This window comes from Mesorhizobium sp. WSM3860 (genome assembly GCF_002294995.1).
Lineage (GTDB): Bacteria > Pseudomonadota > Alphaproteobacteria > Rhizobiales > Rhizobiaceae > Mesorhizobium.
Genome location: NZ_NSGF01000003.1, coordinates 263,251 through 283,458, shown reverse-complemented (window position 1 = coordinate 283,458; position 20,208 = coordinate 263,251). Strand labels below are relative to the sequence as shown.

Below are 20,208 nucleotides of genomic sequence, written 5' to 3'. Positions count from 1 at the left end.
TAGTGTTAACAGATCATTTTTTCCAGCCCGACAATTCTCCCTTTCGCCCACCCAAGCCCCACCATTCCCAACGCTTCCGCCGGCCTCGCGAACGGGCGGAAATGTGGGCAAAACGCACAAAATCCGGGAAAAAAGACCGGCCTCTGAACTCTCCGGCCACGCCCGCAACAGGAGCGCATGGCCTATAAAAAGCGACTCGTTCTGACCCGTCAAGGATTCGTTTTTGTAGGTTTTGTGACCCCAATATGTTGTGTGTCACATATGTGGATAACGGGGACAGAAAGGCGCCTCGAAAAGCTTGGATTTGACGGTTATTGCGATCAGTTCGCCGGGTTGCCCGGAGCCGAGCCCGACGAGCGGCTTTTCATTTTAGCTGGCTTGCACTATCTGTTGCCCTGCGCGGGGGCGTGTCTTGTCAAGCCTAGAAGCATTCGCTACGCCCCGCTCATGACAGTTACCGTTCGTTTCGCCCCGTCGCCGACCGGCCGCATCCACATCGGCAATGCCCGCACCGCGCTGTTCAACTGGCTTTTCGCCATGAACAACAAGGGCCGCTACATCCAGCGCTTCGACGATACCGACGTTCTCCGTTCGACGCAGGAATTCGCCGATTCAATTCTCTACGACCTGCATTGGCTCGGCATTTTTCCCGACGTTACCGAGTACCAGTCGCGTCGCTTTGAAGTCTATGACGCCGCGGTGGAGCGGCTGAAAGCCGCGCGCGTGCTTTATGCCTGCTACGAAACGCCGGAGGAGCTCGACCTGCGCCGCAAGGTGCGCCGCACGCGCGGCCTGCCGCCGGTCTATGGCCGCGAGGCATTGACGCTGACGCCGGAGCAGGTGGCCGAATACGAATCCGACGGGCGCCGGCCGCACTGGCGCTTTCTTTTGCCCAACTTCGCCGGCGACCCGCTGCAGCCGGAACGGACCGAGGTGCACTGGAACGACCTTGTGCGCGGCGAGGAGACCGTCGATCTCGCCTCACTGTCGGACCCGGTCCTGGTGCGTGAGGACGGTACTTATCTCTACACGCTGCCTTCGGTGGTCGACGACATCGAGATGGGCGTCACCCATGTCATCCGCGGCGACGACCACGTCACCAACACCGGCGTGCAGATCGCCTTGTTCCAGGCGCTGGGCGCTGAGCCGCCGGTGTTCGGGCACCACAATCTCTTGACCACCGTGTCGGGCGAGGGGCTGTCGAAGCGCACCGGCGCGCTGTCGATCGAAAGCCTGCGCGAGGACGGCATCGAGCCGATGGCTGTCGCATCGCTTGCCGTGCTCGTTGGCACATCGGAAAATGTCACGGCAGCGCACGATCTCAATGAACTCGCCAGCCATTTCGACCCGGCCGCGACATCCAAGTCTGCCGCCAAGTTCGATCCCGACGAGCTTTTCGTGCTCAACCGCACGCTGATGCACAAAATGCCGTTCGAGGAGGCGCGCGACCGGCTGATTGTGCTCGGCATTTCCGGCGACAGGGCCGAGCCCTTCTGGCTCGCCGTGCGAGGCAATATCGACCGTTTGTCCGACGCCGTCGCCTGGTGGCGAATCCTGAGCGACGGGCCGCAGGAGCCGGCGGAATTTTCCGGCGAGGACCGTGACTTCCTCCACCAGGCGTTCGATCTGTTGCCGGAGGAGCCTTGGAACGGCACCGTCTGGAAGGATTGGACCGGCAAGATCAAGGAAGCGACGGGCCGCAAGGGCAAGCCGCTGTTCATGCCGCTGCGGCTTGCCCTTACTGGGCGGTCTTCCGGGCCGGAGCTTGCAGATCTATTGCCGCTGATGGGTCGGGAAGGAACGCTGGCCCGACGACCCTGACCTTGCGCTGTTCCGGCGGCAGGGCCGAGACCGGTGACACGGGCACCTTGGCGGTCAACTGCTTGATGGCCGCGCGGTCGAGCCCGCCTGCAGCATTGGCGAGCGTTTCGGGATCGGCGCCAGGATCGGGCTTGGCAGCGGGCGCCGGCACGAGGGTCGTCGCCCCGCTGTCCGGCTGCGACTGCTCCGGATTGGGCGGATTGCCGCCTATGATCGAGAAGTTTTCGCCTTGGGCGTTGCAGCCGCATTGCGGCGGCCGCGAGTAGTTGGCCTGCTTGTAGAGATAGGCCGTCGGCAGTTCGCCGTAGGGACGGCCGGTCGCCGAGGATGTCATGTTGCCGGCGTCATCGTCCATGCCGCGCGTGTAGAAGACCTGCATCTCGGTGCCGGGGCAGCTCGATTCGCAATTCTTCTGATCGCGCTCGAAATCGCCAACAGAGGCGGCGTTCGACATCGGGAAGAAATAGCCGTCGCAGGTGCGCACGCAGACGGTGAGGAACTCGCCGTTCATCCTCGGCAGGTCCATGCCGTCGGGTTGGTTGATGACCCGCCGGATGTTGCGCACGCTGGGATCGTCCGGCGGAGCCTCGGGCGCCCCAGGCGTGTCGAGCGTCTCGATCTCCTGGTCACCACGGCCGAAAAGCTGCTCGAACAGATTGCCGTCGCCATTGTCGGGGACGGCCTCCTGGATCGGCGCGCGATGCGGCTCGACTTCGTCATCGCGGCAACCATTGGCGTCGAGCGCCGCGAGAATGCGGCTGCGGTCGCGCCGCGCGCCGCCGCCGGCCAGCCGCTCGCGCCTCGCCTGCAAGGTGTCGAGATTGGCCTTCATGCGCTCTATCGAGGCATTGATCGCCGCGCATTGGCCGGCATTGCGCGAAAACAGCGTGAAGCCGCAATTGGCATCACCGGCGCGGCTGCGCGCCTTGGCCAGCTGCTCGCGCTGGCGGGCGATCGCATCGTTATATTTACGGATCAGGCCCGGACCACCGCCACCGCCGCGCGTGGCTGCAAGCTCCGCTGCGAGTTGGCGGCACGTGCGAGAAGCCGCCTGCGGCTCAGTCACGGCGACAGCCGACGCCGCCAACGCTGCAAGCAGCGCAGCAAAGTGCGTCAGCTTCAACCCCTGCATCCGCCTGGAATCCCGATTGCCTGTGGAAGGCTACCGCGTGCGTGGTTAACTCTTCGCTAGCTTACTACCCCAACACAATTCGGCCTTGGCGCCGGCTCGCCAGCCAACTCAACTTAGATCGGGGCGAGCGCCTGCGCCTTGTGCGCCGCCTCGACCACCGCCAGCGCCGTCATATTGACGACGCCGCGCGAGGTCACCGAAGGCGTCAGGATGTGCGCGGGCTTGTCGGTGCCGAGCAGGATCGGCCCGACATGCAGCGCGTCCATCATGGCACGCAGCGCCGTCAGTGTGATGTTGGCCGAATCGAGGTTCGGGAACACCAGCAGATTGGCTTCCCCTTTCAGCCGCGAATGCGGGTAGACGCGCTGGCGCAGATGCTCGGAAAGAGCCGAGTCGGCATGCATCTCGCCGTCGCACTGCAGTTCCGGCGCGATGCGGGCGAGGATGGCAGCGGCTTGGCGCATCTTGAGTGCGCCGGGTGAATCGCGTGAGCCGAAATCCGAATGCGACAGCAGCGCTGCCTTCGGCTCGATGCCGAAGCGCTGGATTTCTTCCGCCGCCAACACGGTCATCTCGGCGATCTCCTCCGCCGTCGGATCGACCGAGACATGGGTGTCGGTGAGGAAGATGATGCCGCGCTGCGAGATCAGCATCGACAGCGTCGAGAGATCGCGGTCCTTGATGCCGGGACGCGGTCCGATGATCAGCGTGACATTGCGTAGGTGGCGCTCAAAGCGGCCCTCGAGGCCGCAAATCATCGCATCCGCATCGCCGCGCTTCAACGCAAGCGCGGCGATCACCGTATTGTTGGTGCGCACCATGGTGCGGGCGGCCTCCGTCGTTATACCGCGGCGGCCGGCGAGCTCGATCAAGAGGTCGACATAGTGCCGGTAGCGCGGATCGTCCTCCGGGTTGATCAGGCCGAAATCGGCGCCTGGCCGGATGCGCAACCCGTAACGCTTCAGCCGGACTTCCACGACATGCGGGCGGCCTATCAGGATCGGCTCGGCGATGCCTTCCTCCAGGACCACCTGTGCCGCCCGCAGCACGCGCTCGTCCTCGCCGTCGGCATAGATGACCCGCTTGGCGCTGGCGGCCTTGGCCGAGGAGAACACCGGTTTCATCACCAGGCCGGAGCGGAAGACGAAGCGGTTGAGCTTGTCGATATAGGCCGAGAAATCGGTGATCGGCCGCGTTGCCACGCCGGTGTCGCAGGCGGCTTTCGCCACCGCCGGCGCGATGCGCAGGATCAGCCGAGGGTCGAAGGGCGAGGGGATCAGGAAGTCCGGGCCGAAGACCGGCGTCTCGCCGGAATAGGCGCGCGCGGCGACGTCCGAGGGCTCTTCGCGCGCCAACGACGCGATCGCCCTGACCGCGGCCATCTTCATCTCCTCGTTGATGGCGCTCGCCCCGCAGTCCAGCGCGCCGCGGAAGATGTAGGGAAAACACAGCACATTATTGACTTGATTGGGAAAATCGGAGCGCCCGGTGCAGATCATGGCGTCGGGCCGTGCCGCGCGCGCAACCTCCGGCATGATCTCCGGCGTCGGGTTGGCGAGCGCCAGGATCAGCGGCTTCGGCGCCATATGCTGCAGGAGTTCGGGCTTCAGCACGCCGGCGGCGGAGAGGCCGAGAAAGACGTCGGCGCCGGCGATGACATCAACCAGCGTGCGCGCCTGGGTATCCTTCACATAAAGGTCTTTCCAGCGGTCCATCTCCTCGAGGCGGCCTTTGTAGGCGACGCCGAAACGATCGGTGACCCAGATGTTTTCGACCTTGGCCCCGAGCGAAACCAAAAGGTTGAGGCAGGCGAGCGCCGCAGCGCCCGCGCCGGAGGTGACGATCTTAATGTCGGAGATCGATTTGCCGGCGAATTCGAGACCGTTGAGCACCGCGGCGGCGACGATGATTGCCGTGCCATGCTGGTCGTCATGGAAAACCGGAATGCCCATGCGGGCCTTCAGCCGCTGCTCGACCTCGAAGCATTCAGGCGCCTTGATGTCCTCGAGATTGATACCGCCGAAGGTCGGCTCGAGCGCGGCCACCGTCTCGACCATGCGCTCGATTTCGGGCGCATCGATCTCGATGTCGAAGACGTCGATGCCGGCGAATTTCTTGAACAGCACCGCCTTGCCTTCCATCACCGGCTTGGAGGCGAGCGGGCCGATATTGCCCAGCCCAAGCACGGCGGAGCCGTTGGAGACGACGCCGACGAGGTTGGCGCGCGCCGTGTAGTCGGCGGCGGTCGCCGGATCGTCGCGTATCTCGAGACAAGGAGCGGCAACGCCCGGCGAATAGGCAAGCGCGAGATCCCGCTGGTTGCCCAGCGGCTTGGTCGCCTGGATTTCGAGCTTTCCCGGGCTGGGGTGCTTGTGGAAGAAGAGGGCGGCCTCATCGAGGTTCGATCGGGCCGTTTTCTTGCTCTCGCCGTCCATTCGCGGCCCTCCCTGCGCTTCTGCTTTCGAGCCTTTTAGCATGCAGCGACGATTCTTCGCGACGCCAAATATCGGCCCTGGCGTTCACAATGCCGCAGCGAAAATAATCGATCCATTTCAGACTGTTGGCTCGGAAACTTCCGGCGGACAGACGAGCTCGTCAGAACGCACTGACGTAGAGGCCGCCGTCGACGGGGATGTTCTGTCCAGTGAGATAGCCGGCATGAACCGAACAGAGGAAGGCGCAGATCTGGCCGAATTCCTCCGGTGTGCCGAGGCGCTTTGCCGGTACGTCGGCGCTGATGCGGGCCTTGCGCGCGGCGGCCGCTGCCGGGTCTTCCGGCGTGCCGGCCTCATGCGGGCCGCGCAGCCGGTCGGTGTCGAGCTTGCCGGGCAACAGGCTGTTGATGGTGACGTTGCGGTCGATCACCGTGCGCGCCACGCCGGCAAGGAACGAGGTCAGGCCGGCGCGCGATCCGGACGACAGGTCGAGGCCCGGGATCGGCACATAGACCGACAGCGAGGTGATGTTGACGATGCGGCCGAAGCCGCGCTTGGCCATGCCGTCGATCACCGCCTGAATCAGCTCGATCGGCGTCACCATGTTCTGCGTCACGCCTTCGAGGATTTTTGCGCGGTCGAGCTCGCGGAAATCGCGAAGCGGCGGGCCGCCATTGTTGTTGACCAGGATGTCGGGGGCGGGGCAGGCGGCAAGCAATGCCTTCTGCACTTCCGGCTTGGAGACGTCGCCGGCAATCTCGATCACCTCGACGCCGAATTTTTCGCGCATTTCCTGCGCCGTCTTCGCCAACAGCTCGGCGTTGCGGCCGTTGACGACAAGGTTGACGCCGGCTTCGGCGAGCGCCATCGCGCAGCCGCGCCCCAGGCCCTTGCTCGAGGCGCAGACGATGGCCTTCTTGCCGCGAATGCCGAGATTCATGGTGATTTCTCCTTTTTCGAAGGCGGCAAGCTAGCGCCTGGGCTGGACCAACCGCAACCGTCATACGGTTGTTGCATGAATCGAGGCATAGGCACGCCAAAGAAAGGTGGAAATCGCGATGTCCGGTCCAGAGCCCCGCACTTTTCGCACCATGTTCATTTCCGACGTGCATCTCGGCTCGAAAGCGGCCAAGGCCGATTTCCTGATCGACTTCCTGCGCCACCATGACGCCGATACCATCTACCTGGTCGGCGACATCGTCGACGGGTGGCGCCTGCGGCGCAGCTGGCATTGGCCGCAGAGCCATAACGACGTGGTGCAGAAATTGCTGCGCAAGGCGCGCAAGGGCGCCTCGATCACCTACATCGCCGGCAACCACGACGAGTTCGCCCGCCAATTCCAGGGCGTGCATTTCGGCGGCATCGTCGTTGCCGACCGCGCCATTCATGAGACCGCCGACGGCAGGCGGCTGCTCGTCATCCATGGCGACCAGTTCGACACTGTCGTGCACAACCAGCGGTGGCTCGCTTACCTCGGCGACTACGCCTATGACACGGCGATGCTGGTCAATCGCGTCGTGACCAGGCTGCGCCACCTGCTCGGCCTGCCTTACTGGTCGTTCTCGTCCTGGGCGAAGGTCAAGGTGAAGAAGGCGGTGAACTTCATCGGATCGTTCCAGACGGTGCTGTCCGAGGAAGCGCGGCGCTCGCATGTCAACGGCGTGATCTGCGGCCACATCCATCACGCCGCGATCGAAAGCTATGGCGACGTGCAATACATCAACACCGGCGACTGGGTGGAAAGCTGCACGGCGGTGGTCGAGCATTTCGACGGCCGCATGGAGATCCTGACCTGGGCGCATGTGCTGCCCGAAGTTCCGGCTAGCCAGGACGCGCTGGTGCGCGTCGATATCCTCGATCTCAAGGGCAGGGCGGTCAAAGCTGCCTGAGAGCCTTTCCGCTTTCTCGGCTTCGAGGTTCATTCTCTTTCAACAGCTTTAGCCAGATCGACTGGTCCAGGCAGTTCCGCCGCGCCTTGCCGCGTGATAGGGATCGAAACGCGTTGCTGGTCGTGGAATGCAGCGTAATTGGATCGATTCATGTCGCTGCCGCCGCTTTCGCCTGAGCAACTCGTCAAGCCCGCCCATTTCGAACTGCGCATGAGCCTGATCTTCGCGACATTGTTCGTGTCGCAGGGCACGCATCTGCCCTATTTTCCGCTCTGGCTGGAGGCGAAAGGCTTCCACGCCGAACAGATCGCCGTCATCCTGGCGGCGCCGATGTTCCTGCGCGTCGTGACGACGCCGATGCTCACCGCGCTTGCCGACCGGGCGAAGGACCGCGCCAATGTCTATATCGCGCTGGTTGCGGCGGCGATGATCATTTCGGCCGGCTATTTCCTGCCGGCCACCTATGCGGGCGTGCTGGCCGTTTCGCTCCTGCTTTCGATCCCCTGGACGCCGCATTCGCCGATGGCCGATTCGCTGGCTCTGTCGGGCGTGCGCCGTTTCGGCTCCAACTACACCGCCATGCGCAAATGGGGTTCGATCTCCTATTTCTGCGCCAATATATTAGGCGGCTTGATCCTGGCGGCCACAGGTCCTCAGGCCGTTCCCGTGATCATCTTCGTGGCGCTTGCCGCGGCGCTTGTCGCGGGGTTGTGGGCGCCGCGCATGGGCAAGCCTCGCAAGGCGTCGCCGCTGTCGGCGACCGACATTCAGCATTCGGCGCCAAGCCTCTTCAACGCTTATTTCCTCTATTTCACGCTCGGCGTCGGCATCATCACCGCCAGCCACGCCTTTCTTTACGGCTTCGTGTCGATCTACTGGAAGTCGATCGGCATCAGCGATTCCGTCGTGGGCCTGCTGTGGGCCTGGGGTGTGGTTGCCGAGGTCTGCATGTTCTTGTTCTTCAACCGCATTTTCGCCTCTGTATCGGTGGTCGGGGTGATGGTGATCGCCGGCATCGGCTCGATCCTGCGATGGGTCGCGTTTCCGCTGGTCTGGCCGCTCGGCCTTGGCGTCGTCGGCTTCTTCGGCGTCCAGACGCTGCATGCGGTTTCGGTCGCGATGGTGCTGATCGGCCTGCAGAAGATGATCGGCGAAACGGTTTCCGAAGAGCGCACGGGCGCCGCGCAAGGCATCGCCTATTTCTTCAACGGCTTCTTCATGGCCGCGGTCACGTTGGTTTCCGGCCCGCTCTACGATCGTCTTGGCGTCGACGGGTTCCTGGCGATGATCCCGATCGCGGTGATCGGCCTCGCGCTGATCGGTCTTGCCGCGCGCTCAGCCCCACAGCGCCGGCTCAGGGGGTGAGACCAGCGAGCCCTGGTAGACGAGCCCCGGCTCGCGGTCGCGCGCCAAGAGCAGCGGCCCGTCGAGGTCGACGAAATCGGCGCCTTGAGCCAACAGCACTGCCGGCGCCGTGGCGAGCGACGTGCCGACCATGCAGCCGACCATGATGCCGAAACCCAGCTCGCGAGCACGGTTGCGAAGGATCAGGGCCTCGGTCAGTCCGCCAGTTTTGTCGAGCTTGATGTTGACGGCGTCATAGACGCCGACCAGCGCTTCGAGGTTCTTCGCCTCGTGCACGCTTTCGTCGGCGCAGATCGGCACGGGATGCGCGATGTCGCGCAAGATGCCGTCGCGGCCGGCCGGCAGCGGTTGCTCGATCAGCGCTATGCCGTGCTCGGCCGCGAATGCGAGATTCTCGACGATGTTGTCATCGGTCCAGCCCTCGTTGGCGTCGAGGATGATGCGGCTTTGCGCGGCGGCTTGCGTCACGGCGCGAATCCTTGCCGCGTCGTTGTGGCCGCCGATCTTGACCTTGAGCAGCGGCCGCGAGGCATTGGCGCGGGCCTGTGCCGCCATCGCTTCAGGTTCGGCGAGCGACAGCGTGTAGGCAGTTTCCAGCGCCTTCGGCGAAACGACCCCGATCACGTCCGCCACCGGCCTAGCGCCCAGCTTGGCTTCAAGATCCCATAAGGCGCAGTCGATGGCATTGCGGGCCGCTCCCGCCGGCATGGCCGCGAGCAAGGCGGTGCGGCCGATGCCTTCGATGATCTGGCCGCGCATCGCCTCGATTGCGGCGCGCACGCCTTCCATCGTCTCGCCGTAGCGCCTGTAGGGTACGCATTCGCCGCGCCCGACATGTCCATTCTCGGCGATCGTCACGCTGATGACTTCGGCCTCGGTTTTCGATCCGCGCGAGATGGTGAACGTGCCCGCGATAGGGAATCGCTCCGCCTCGACCGAAATGACACGCGCCATATTTTTCTTCTCCGGCTGTGCGACACCGGTCTGCCGGCAAATCGACACGCCAGTCCCGTCACGCTAAACAGGACGCCATGTTGACCATCCGCAAACGCGACGCAAGCCGCACGCCCGCCGGTGATACCAATCACCAGCCGCGCATTGCCGTCGGCGAGGAAGGCGGCGTGCTCGGCTGCGCTTTCTCGGGTGTCTGGACGACGCGGACCGTCGCATCGGTCGATGCCGAGATGCGCAAGATCGAAAACCGCAACAGCGCCAAGACGCTGATGCTCGACCTTTCCCAGATCGAGAAGATGGACACGGCCGGCGCCTGGCTGATCGATCGGCTGGCGAGCGCCTTCGAGAAGAAAGGCGTCGAAGTCCATGTGCAGGGGCAGAGCGAGATCGCCTCGATCCTGCTCGGCGCGGTCGGCGACGCGGTGCGGCGCGAACCCGAATCAGGGCCGGCCGGACCACCCAACATCATTCTGCGCGCGCTGGAGCTGGTCGGCCGCCGCGTCTACGAGATGCGCGACGATTTTCTGGCCTCGATGAACATCCTCGGCGCCACCATCCGCGGCGCGCAGATGAAGCTTGGCCGCGGCCATGCCGTCAATCCGGCAGCAATCTTCAACCAGATCGATCGCATGGGCGTCGGCGCCATTCCCGTGGTGGTGCTGATGTCGGCCATCGTCGGCGCCATCGTCGCCCAGCAGGGCGCTTATCAGCTCAGCTATTTCGGCGCCGACATTTTCGTCGTCGATCTCGTCGGCGTGCTGATCCTGCGCGAGCTTGGCGTGCTGATGACCGCGATCATGCTCGCCGGCCGCTCGGGCAGCGCCATCACCGCCGAAATCGGCTCGATGAAGATGCGCGAGGAGGTCGACGCGCTCAAGGTGATCGGGTTGAACCCGATCGGCGTGCTGGTGTTTCCGCGGCTCGTCGCCCTGGTGATTGCGCTGCCGTGCTTGACGATCATTGCCAATTTCGCTGCGCTGGGGGGCGGCATCATCGCCGCCTGGCTCTATTCCGACATTCCACCGGCGGCATTCATCGATCGGCTGCGGGTTGCCATCGACCTCAGCACCATTTTTGCCGGGCTGATCAAGGCGCCGTTCATGGCCATGATCATCGGCACCATCGCTTCGGTCGAGGGCATGAAGGTCGGCGGCAGCGCCGAATCGTTGGGTCAGCACGTGACCGCCTCGGTGGTGAAGTCGATCTTCGTCGTCATCATCCTCGACGGGCTTTTCGCCATGTTCTACGCATCGATCGGGTTCTGAGATGGCGGTCGCAAGCGGCAACGGGGTCAAGACGGCGCAGAACACGGATGAAAGCGAGATCGTGCTTTCGGTCCATGAGGTCACCGTTGCCATCGAAGACAAGCTGATCCTCGACAAGCTTTCGCTCGACATCAAGCGCGGCGAGATCCTGGGCTTCGTCGGCGCCTCGGGCGCGGGCAAGTCGGTGTTGCTGCGCACCATCCTCGGGCTGATGCCGAAGCAATCCGGAACCATCAGGCTGTTCGGCGTCGACGTCGACAAGGCAAGCGAGATGGAACGCCTGCGCATCGATATGCGGCTTGGCGTCCTGTTCCAGCACGGCGCGCTGTTTTCGGCGCTGACGGTGCTGGAAAACGTGCAGGTGCCGATGCGCGAATATCTCGACCTGCCGAAGAAGCTGATGGACGAGCTCGCCATGCTCAAGGTCGAGCTGGTCGGGCTGCCGCCGGACGCAGCGCAGAAATTCCCCTCCGAGCTGTCGGGCGGCATGATCAAGCGCGCGGCGTTGGCCCGCGCGCTGGCTCTCGACCCGGACATCGTCTTCCTCGACGAGCCGACCTCGGGCCTCGATCCGATCAGCGCGGCCGAATTCGATGAATTGGTCGTCAAGCTGCGCGATACGATGGATTTGACGGTCTACATGGTCACGCACGATCTCGACACGCTGTTCACCGCCTGCGATCACGTGGCGGTGCTCGGCAAGAAGAGGGTGCTTGTGGAAGGCACGATCGACGACATGCTGAAGAGCGAGGAGCCGTGGGTGAAATCCTATTTCCGCGGAAAACGCGCCCGGCAACTTGATCTTGCGGCGCGCGCATAGCCATAAGTGGGGCAATGGAAACCAGAGCCAACTACGTAATCGTCGGCATTTTCACGCTGGCCGCGATCCTCGCGGCCTTCGCCTTCGTCTACTGGACGGCCGCGATCGGCGAGCGTGGTGAGACCACGCTGTTGCGCGTGCGCATCCCGGGCTCGGCTTCGGGCCTTGGCCGCGGCAGCTTCGTGCTGTTCAACGGCGTCAAGGTGGGCGACGTCAAACGGGTCTATATCGATGTCGACAACCCGACCGTCGCCATCGCCGACACCGAGATCGACCGGATGACTCCGATCACCAAGTCCACGCAGGCCGATATCGGGCTCGCCGGTCTGACCGGCCAGGCCAATATCGAGCTGAAAGGCGCCGATCCCAAGGAAGTGAAGCTGCTCGACCAGGCCGAGAAAGAAGGCAGGGTTCCGGAGATCGTCGCCAATCCGTCGGCGGTGACCAACCTGCTGCAGACGGCGCAGAACATCTTCACCCGTGCCGACAAGGTGCTTTCCGAGCTGGAAGGCTTCACCAAGGATGTTCGCGGGCCGCTGACGCAGACCGTCAAGAACGTCGAGACCTTCTCTAACGCGCTTGCCAAGAATTCGGACGGCATCGACAAATTCCTGTCCGCCGTGAGCTCGCTTTCGGCGCAATTGCAGAATGTGTCGGGCCGACTCGACAGCACGCTGAAGGCGGCCGAGGGCCTGCTCAATTCGGTCGACAAGGACCGGATCAAAAGCATCGTCGCCAATGTCGACACGGTCACCGCGAACCTCAAGGAAACCAGCGGGCAGTTGGACGGCGTGCTGAAGAACGTCGATGCCGCGGTGGGGTCGGTCAACGACTTCGCCAAGCAGACGCAAGGGACGCTCGCCAAGGTCAACGGCGTTCTCGATGGGATAGATCCGGCGGATGTCCGTACGGCGCTCGCCAACATCCAGAAGGCGAGCGACAGCGCCAACAAGGCGGCCGCTGACATCGCCAGGGTCACCGACAAGATCGCCAACCGCTCCGACGACATCAACGATACGATCAAGAATGCCCGCCAGCTTGCGCAACGCCTCAACGACGCCTCCGTGCGCGTCGACGGAATTCTCGAGAAAGTCGACAAGCTTCTCGGGTCCGGCGAAGCGAATGGCGTGATGGCCGATGCTCGGGCGACGCTGAAATCCTTCAAGCAGGTTGCCGATACGCTGAACTCTCGACTGGGCACCATCGTCGACAATCTGTCGCGCTTCTCCGGCCAGGGGCTGCAGGATGTCGAGGCGCTGGTTCAGGCCAGCCGGCGCTCGATCAGCCGAATCGAGGAGGCGGTGACCGATCTCAGCCGCAACCCGCAGCGCATACTGACGGGCGGCGAGGGGGAGGTCCGTCAGTTTGACGGCAGGGCACGGCGTTGACTTCCGCTGCTGCGAACGCCAAGAACATGGATTGCAGCTGTAAGTTGATCGTCAGATCCGGGGACAGTGGGGATCGCGCTTGAAGTCAGTGAGAGGGTTGAAGTCCGTTGCTGCCGCGGCGCTCGTGTTCACGCTTGCAGGCTGCGCGGTACTGGGGGGCAGGCCGGCGCCGCTCGACACGTTCGAGCTTTCCGCGCCTTCGGTCGACATGCGGGGCCACAGCCGCCGCCAGATCCTGATCGCCCAACCCTCTGCGCTGAAAGCGCTGGACAGCCAGAACATCGTCATCAGACCGTCCGACCAGTCGATCCAGTTCCTCAAGGGCGCGCAATGGGCGGACCGCCTGCCGCTGATCGTGCAGGCCAGGCTCGCCGAGACGTTCCAGCGTTCCGGCAGCTTTGCCGGCGTCGGCAAGCCGGGCGAGGGGCTGGCGATCGACTACCAGATCATCGTCGAGGTCCGCTCCTTCGAAGTCCGGGTCAACGGCGGCGAGCATGCCGATGTCGACCTGTTCGTGCGCATCCTCAACGACCGCAACGGCGAGGTGCGCGCCTCGAAGGACTTCACGGCGAGCGCACCGGTCTCCGGCAGCGGCAACGCCGCCTATGTCGGCGCGCTGGACAACGCCTTCGGCCTGGCGGCGAAGGACATCGTGCGCTGGACGGATTCGGTGATCTGAAAACGTTCCATCCGGTGAGGCCTTCGCCTCCCGGGCGAAAAGCTGAACTTCGGTGCTGCCCCTCGGTGCCCCTGCCGGGCATTCTCCGCGTATAGAGACGGGGAGAAAGACGCCGTCTTCAACGGTTTTCGTCAATCGCCAGCAAGCGCCAAGGCGTGGCCCCTCCCCGTCACTACCGAGGATATCTATCGCAGCTCACGTTCACAACCATGGCGGGACAAAGGAGTTTGTCCCGCCTTTCTTGTTACAGCCGCTCAGTGCAGGCGGCCGCTGGCGTGGGCCAGCATCGTGTAGACCTTGCCGGTGTCCGACGTGAGATAAGTCTGCGCCATGATGTTGTCGCGGTCGTTGCGCGACACGTCCTTGAGCAGCTTCTCGAAATCGTCGCAGTAGCGGTCGACGGCGGCGCGGAACTCGGCCTCGGCCTGATACTTGCGGCGGATCTCGTCGAAAGTCTGCTGGCCCTTCAGCGTGTAAAGCCGGCGCGTGAACACGTCGCGCTCGCCGCGGCGGTAGCGGTTCCATAGCTCGATCGAGGCGTCATGGTCGATGGCGCGGGCGATGTCGACGGACAGCGAGTTGAGCGATTCCATGACATGCAGCGGCGAACGCTGGGCAGGGGTCGCGCGCAGTGCTTCCGCGGGCGTCGCCGGCTTCAGCTCTTCCTCGCGCGAGGCGTTGGTCAGGAGATCGCGCACCCAGCCGCCCTGCTGCGTGCGGCCGTTCGGATCGCGGCGCGGCGCTTCCGCCGGGCGCTCGAGATCGAGCGTGCCGCGCAGCGTTGTCTCGCCGAGCTGTGCCTGCGGCGCCGGGCGCTCCGGCTGAGGCTGCTGCGGTGCCGGCGGACGGCGCAGCGGCTGCTCGGCGGGGCGGGCAGGCGCCTGCGGTGCGGGACGCAATCCACTCGGCTCGCCGGTCTCGCTGCTGCCGCTGCGGCCGGATTTGGCAACGATATCCGACAGTTCCTTGAGCGCGTTGATCTGCTCGGAGACGGCACGGCGGATGGCCGAGGTCGATTCCTTGGCCTCCTCCGGCATCTCGATGACGCCCTTCTTGAGCTCGGCGCGGGTGAGGTCGAGCTCGCTCTTGATGGAGCCCGCGGTGCGCCGCATCTCCTCGGTGGCGTCGGCGAAGCGCCGCGTCGCCGAATCGACGACCTCGGCGATGGCCGTGCGGATCTTCTCTGCCGATTCCATCGTCCGGCCCTCGGCATTCTGCATCGTCTGGCCGACAAGGCTCTCGAAGGAGCGCATGACTTTCTCGAGGTCTTCCGACTTCTTGACCAGGCCGACGGCGAGGTCTTCCAGCGAGGACTGCCGCTCCAGCGTGTGCTCGAGATTGCTCTGTGCGGAGCTCAGCAGGTCCGAGGCGCTCGACAGCAGGCGGCTGTGCTCGTCGAACTTGGTCGCGATCGAGGCGACCTCGCGCAACGTCGCCGACGACAGATCGGTGAGCCGCGTCGTGTTGGAATCGACGAGGCGCGCCGAGCTGGCAAAGGTCTGGGCCGCTTTCTCGGTGGTCGCCGCGAAACTCTGCGTGCTGCCGCTCAGGCGCTCCTCGACCTGGCCGAGATTGACGGCCGCCTGGTCGATCAACTGGCCGAGCTGCGCGCTGGAGGTCGACATTTGGCCGATAAGGTCGGCAACGCTGTCGGCCAGCGTCGAGCGCGCGCCCTCGACTGCCGAGAGCGTATCGGCAGTGCGGTTGGCGAGCGCATTGACGAGGGCGGCGTTTTCGCTGCGCAGCTTCTCGGTCGCCCGTTCGGTGACCTCTTCCATGCTCTTTTGCAGCTCGGAGCCGCCCTGGGCGAAGCGCTCGACCAGGGGACGCGCCGTCTCGTCGAGAATCTTCGACATTTCGGCGGAGCGCGCCGCAAGCATGGTGTTGAGCTCGCGGGTGTTGGCACCGATGGTCTTTGCCGCCTCGTTGGTGCTCTGGCCAATATGCTGGCCGACCGCCGTGAAGGTTTCGGCAATGACGTTGGCGCGCGAGATGAGCTGCGCCTCGGCGCTGGAGACCTGCTCGTTGAGCTTCTGGCCAATTGTTTCGGCGCCGTAGGCGAGGCGGTTCTCGACGCTCGCCACCTGCTCCTCGACACGGGCCGCCGCCGCAGCGGCGCTCGAGGCCAGCCGTTCGTCGGCACCGGCAAGCGCCTGCTCGATCTCGCGGGCGTGGACGGCGAGTTCCTGGCCGGTTTGGCGGGCACGGTCGGCGACGCGCTGCTCGGTGGCGGCGAATGCGCCGACAATGGTGTCGGCATGTTCGCCGATGGTCGAAGTGCTGCTGGCGATGCGCGACACCAAGCGGTTGTCGGCATCGTCGAAGATGCGGGCAATTTCGGACGCCCGCGACGACAGCGCTTCCGAACCCTCGGCAATGCGCGAGATCAGATGCTGGTCGGCGGCGTCGAAGATGCGGCCGAGATCAGAAGCGCGTGCTGCCAGCGCTTCGGCCGATTCGGTGATGCGCATGCTGAGGCGCTCGTCGGCGCCCTCGAAGTTGCGCAGGATGTCGCCGGCCCGGGCGGCCAGCGACTGCGCCGTTTCGACCGCGCGGGCGACCAGTTTCTGGTCGGCGGCGTCGAAAGTGCCGGCGATCTCGCCGGCGCGGGCGGCGAGTTTGTCGGCGGTTTCCTCGGCACGGGCCATGAGCGCGTTCGACGCGTCATCGGCGCGGGCCATCAGCATGCTGGAGGTGTCCTGAGCGCGCTCGTGCAGGCGGTGGTCGGCCTGCTCGAAGGCGTTGGCAATCTCTTCGGCCCTGGCGAGCAGCGCAGCCGAAGTCTGTTCGGCGCGTTCGGCAATCTTGCGATCGGCGTCGCTGAAGGCGACGCCCGCCTGCTCGTGCAGCGTGCTGGTGATTTCCATCACCTTGTCGCGCAGCGCGCCGGCAACGAAGACGGCGGTCTTTTCGAGAACGCCGCGGACATTGTCGACGCCGTTCGAGAGCGCACGCTCCATGGTGCCGGCCCGTTCTTCGATGACGCCGGTCTGGCGGCTGAAGGCCTGCTCGATCTTCTCGACATCGGCAGCGATGGCAGCCGAGATGTCGCTGCTTTTGGCCGCGATCTGGTCGATATGGCCGGATACCGAACGGTCGACGTCCTTGCGCGCTTCGGCGAGCTTGACGAGGTCATCTTCCAGCGCGCGGGCCAGCATGTCGCGGCCTTCGGACAGCTTGCCGATGTGCCCGGCGATGACGCCGTCGATCTCCGAGCGGCTTTCCGCCAGCTTCTGCAGATCGGATTCAAGCGCCCGCTTGAGGATGTCGCGACCCTCTGCGAGTTTTTCCACCTGGCCGGAGACCAGCCCGTCGATGCCGGCGCGGCTCTCGGCGAGCTTGGCCAGGTCGGCCTCGAGGGCGCGCGTGAGGACATCGCGGCCTTCCGAAAGCTTCTCCACCTGGGCGGCAACGAGGCCGTCGATCGAGGCACGGCTTTCGGCAAGCTTGGCGAGGTCCGCTTCGAGCGCACGCTTGAGGATATCGCGGCCTTCGGCGAGCTTCTCCACCTGGCCGGCGACCAGACCATCGATCGAGGAGCGGCTTTCGGCCAGCTTGGCGAGATCGTCCTCCAAGGCCTTGGACAGGGTCGAGCGGTCCTGGACCAGCCTGTCGGCGTGGGTCTGCATGAGGCCGCTGGCATTGGCCATGTCGGTATCCAGGACGCGCGACAGCTCGGCGCGATGGTCGGCGATCTTCTGCGAATGATCGACGATGGCGCCCTGGATGGTGTTGAGGTCCGCTTCCAGCGCGCGTTTGAGGATATCGCGGCCTTCGGCAAGCTTCTCGACCTGGCCGGCGACCAAGCCGTCGATGCTGGAACGGCTCTCGGCCAGCTTGGCCAGATCGTCCTCGAGCGATTTCGACAGCACAGCGCGGTCCTGGACCAGCCTGTTCTGGTGATCGGAGATTGCGCCGCCGACGGTCTGCAGGTCGGCCTCTAGGGCCTGCGACAGCTGGGCGCGTTCCTCCTGCACCTTCTCGGAGTGTCCCGCGATGGCACCCCTGATGGTGCTGATGTCGGCTTCCAGGGCGCGCTTCAAGATATCGCGGCCCTCGGCGAGCTTCTCGACCTGGCCGGCCACCAGGCCGTCGATCGAGGCGCGGCTCTCGGCCAACTTGGCGAGGTCGGATTCCAGCGTCTGCGACAGCAGGCTGCGGTCCTCGACAAGCTTGCCGGCGTGGCTGTCGATCAGGCTTCGGATTCCGCTCAGGTCGCCCTCCAGCGCGCGGCTGAGTTCGCCACGATCCTCGGCGAGCTTGGCCGAATGGGTCTCGATCAGGTTCCTTATCCCGGCAATGTCGGTCTCCAGCGCCTTGGCGAGCACGGCGCGGCCCTCGCCAATCTTCTCGACCTGGCCGGCGACCAGGCCGTCGATCGAGGCGCGGCTGTCCGCCAGCTTACCGAGATCGGCTTCCAGCGCGCGCGCCAGAATGTTGCGGCCCTCGGCCAGCTTGCCGACATGTCCGGCGACCATTTCGTCAATTATAGTGCGGGCTTGCACGAGTTTGCCGGAGTCTTCGTTCAGCGCCTGGGAGAGGCGGTTGCGACCCTCTTGGAGCTGTTCGAGATGGGCGCCGAGCGAGGCGTCGATGGCCGCGTGGGACTCGTTGACCTTGCGCAGGTCCTCTTCCAGCGCGCGAGAGATAAGGCTGCGGCCCTCGGCCAGTTTTTGGACCTGACTGGCCACGGCCTCATCGATGCCGGCGCGACTCTCGGCGAACTTCGCGAGGTCCTCTTGCATGGCAGCGGCCATACGGTTGCTGCTCTCGGAGAGCTTCCGGCTGTGGTCTTCGATGGCTTCGTCAATGCCGGCGCGGGCATCGGCGAGGCGCTGGATGTCGGAGTCGAACGCGCGCGACACGACATGGCGGGCCGCCTCCATGCGTCCGGCGAAATCCGTGGCGCGGGCTTCGAGCATGGAGGAGGTCGACGAGATGATGTCGGCCATGTCGGCACCGATCTGGGTCTTGCCCTGATCGATCATCGACGACAGCTGGTCCTTGCTCTCGGCGAAGGTGCTGGCGATCTCGCGCGCACGTTCGACCAGAGTTTCGTTGATCTGGCGGGCACGCGCTTCGAGCGCGGCATTGAGCTTCTGGGTGCCGGTGTCAAGTGCTTCGGCGCGGGTCTGGAACTCGCTGATCAGCGCCTGGCCGCGCTCGGCCAGCGTCCGCTCGATGCCGCTGAGGCTTGCTTCGAACTCGGAGTTCAGCGTGCGGGCGGCGCCGCCGAGCAGCGAAACCATGCCGTTGGTGCGGTCGTCGAGAAGATCGGTCAGCGAGCGGGTAAGGCCGTCCGTGGTGTCGGTCAGCTTGGCGATGCGGGTGTCGAGCAGGCTGGCGAAGGCCTCGCCCGAGGTCGACAGGCGTTCGGTGATCGTGTCGAGCCGGGTTTCCACCGAATCGAAGATCGACAGCGAGCTCTCGTTGATGCGATCGATCAGCGTGTCGCCCGAATTGTTGATTGTCATCGACAGCTTGGTCGAGGCATTGAGGATCGAATCGCGGATGATATCGCTGGCGGCACCGATCTCGTCGCGCAGCGTCTCGTGCGCGCCATGGATTGAAGCGCGTACGCGCTCGGCGTGGCTAACGACCGCTTCGCGCTCGCTGCCGAGCCCGTCGACCAGCGAGCGGATACGCGCTTCGTTCTCGGAATAGGAGCGCTCGATCTGGCTGACTTCGCTGTGGACCAGGGTTTCGAGCTCGACGGCGCGCGCCAAAGTGCGCTCGATGCCTTCGCCCATGGCGGCGACCTCGCGGCGAACGGCCTGGCCGATCATCATGACGCGGTCTTGGGCGAGGTTTTCCGGCTCGGCGAGGCGGAAAGCCACTTCGGTCATGGATTGCGCGGCGATGCGCATTTCCTGCGCGCGCCGGATCATGGCGGCGAAGGCCCAGAACAGGACGACCGGGATGATCGCCGCGACCGCCAGGCCGATCAGCTCGGGGCGGGCGAAGAACTGGTCGAGGGTGCGGATCTGCCAGATGCTTGGGCCGAACAGCAGGTTGGCGAGGCCGCCGGCGCCCGCGATCCAGGCGAGTGAGATGAACGCTATCACCCAGTAGACGGTGCTCGAAGCGCGCCGGTTGAGGCCATGCAGAAGCGTCCGGTAATCCTTTTGGCGATCGTCATTGGCCGGCGTGAAACCGGCGGGAGCCGGCGTAAAACCGTTCGGCTGAGAGGCGCGCGATTCGACCGGGCGCAGTTCCGCCGGCTTCGGCTGAGGCGCCGCCTTCGCGGCCTGAGGCTCATTTGCCGGCTCGATTCTATGGCTGCGGCCTTCGCGCGCCAGTTCGTCCGCGGCCGCCGAAATCTGGGCCTCGAGATCTTCCATCGACGCGGCCATGTCGAGCCCGCCTTCGTCGCCGTTCAGGTCAAGGTCAAGCGCCTTTTCCAGTTCCGCGGCCACGTCGCTCTCGAGAGATATGGTCGTCGTCGGTTTCTTAGCCATGC

At 64.8% G+C, this 20,208-nt stretch carries 12 protein-coding genes; 7 read left to right on the top strand and 5 right to left on the bottom strand.

Annotated elements, in window-relative coordinates; all coding sequences use genetic code 11:
• Positions 1–447: 447 nt before the first annotated feature.
• A complete protein-coding gene (gene gltX / locus CK220_RS07875; protein ID WP_095810981.1) occupies positions 448–1,821 on the top strand; it encodes a glutamate--tRNA ligase in 1,374 nt (457 codons plus the stop codon).
• Here gltX and CK220_RS07870 read toward each other — a convergent pair.
• From CK220_RS07870 to CK220_RS07860, 3 genes are all read right to left on the bottom strand, one after another.
• The gene (locus CK220_RS07870; protein ID WP_095810980.1) at positions 1,739–2,953 is read right to left on the bottom strand and encodes a DUF2865 domain-containing protein; all 1,215 of its coding nucleotides are present in this window, start codon (positions 2,951–2,953) and stop codon (positions 1,739–1,741) included. The genes gltX and CK220_RS07870 overlap by 83 nt on opposite strands.
• A gap of 113 nt (positions 2,954–3,066) precedes the next feature.
• Positions 3,067–5,388, bottom strand: a complete 2,322-nt coding sequence (locus CK220_RS07865; RefSeq protein ID WP_095810979.1) for an NADP-dependent malic enzyme — start codon at positions 5,386–5,388, stop codon at positions 3,067–3,069.
• A 160-nt stretch (positions 5,389–5,548) separates the two neighbouring features.
• Positions 5,549–6,328 (bottom strand): SDR family oxidoreductase, encoded by a 780-nt coding sequence (locus CK220_RS07860; RefSeq protein ID WP_095810978.1) that lies wholly within the window; start codon positions 6,326–6,328, stop codon positions 5,549–5,551.
• A gap of 118 nt (positions 6,329–6,446) precedes the next feature.
• Here CK220_RS07860 and CK220_RS07855 point away from each other — a divergent pair, with 118 nt between their 5' ends.
• Positions 6,447–7,277, top strand: a complete 831-nt coding sequence (locus CK220_RS07855) for a UDP-2,3-diacylglucosamine diphosphatase (RefSeq protein WP_095811170.1) — start codon at positions 6,447–6,449, stop codon at positions 7,275–7,277.
• 150 nt (positions 7,278–7,427) lie between these two features.
• On the top strand, positions 7,428–8,642 hold the full coding sequence (locus CK220_RS07850) for an MFS transporter (RefSeq protein ID WP_095810977.1): 1,215 nt from the start codon (positions 7,428–7,430) through the stop codon (positions 8,640–8,642).
• Here CK220_RS07850 and dgcA read toward each other — a convergent pair.
• Positions 8,613–9,596: an N-acetyl-D-Glu racemase DgcA gene (dgcA, locus tag CK220_RS07845; protein ID WP_095811169.1), complete on the bottom strand. Its 984-nt coding sequence runs from the start codon at positions 9,594–9,596 to the stop codon at positions 8,613–8,615. The genes CK220_RS07850 and dgcA overlap by 30 nt on opposite strands.
• Positions 9,597–9,673: 77 nt before the next feature.
• On the opposite strand from dgcA, the gene CK220_RS07840 reads away from it, so the two are divergent.
• The 4 genes from CK220_RS07840 to CK220_RS07825 all read left to right on the top strand — a co-directional run bounded on the left by CK220_RS07840 (position 9,674) and on the right by CK220_RS07825 (position 13,748).
• Positions 9,674–10,861 (top strand): ABC transporter permease, encoded by a 1,188-nt coding sequence (locus CK220_RS07840; protein ID WP_095810976.1) that lies wholly within the window; start codon positions 9,674–9,676, stop codon positions 10,859–10,861.
• Position 10,862: 1 nt separating this feature from the next.
• On the top strand, positions 10,863–11,681 hold the full coding sequence (locus CK220_RS07835) for an ABC transporter ATP-binding protein (protein WP_095810975.1): 819 nt from the start codon (positions 10,863–10,865) through the stop codon (positions 11,679–11,681).
• Positions 11,682–11,695: 14 nt separating this feature from the next.
• A complete protein-coding gene (locus CK220_RS07830; RefSeq protein WP_095810974.1) occupies positions 11,696–13,069 on the top strand; it encodes an MlaD family protein in 1,374 nt (457 codons plus the stop codon).
• An 88-nt stretch (positions 13,070–13,157) separates the two neighbouring features.
• Positions 13,158–13,748, top strand: a complete 591-nt coding sequence (locus CK220_RS07825) for an ABC-type transport auxiliary lipoprotein family protein (RefSeq protein WP_095810973.1) — start codon at positions 13,158–13,160, stop codon at positions 13,746–13,748.
• 254 nt (positions 13,749–14,002) lie between these two features.
• On the opposite strand, the gene CK220_RS07820 is transcribed toward CK220_RS07825, so the two are convergent.
• Entirely contained in the window at positions 14,003–20,206 is a 6,204-nt protein-coding gene (locus CK220_RS07820; protein WP_095810972.1) for a kinesin, read from the bottom strand.
• Between the last annotated feature and the right edge of the window lie 2 nt (positions 20,207–20,208).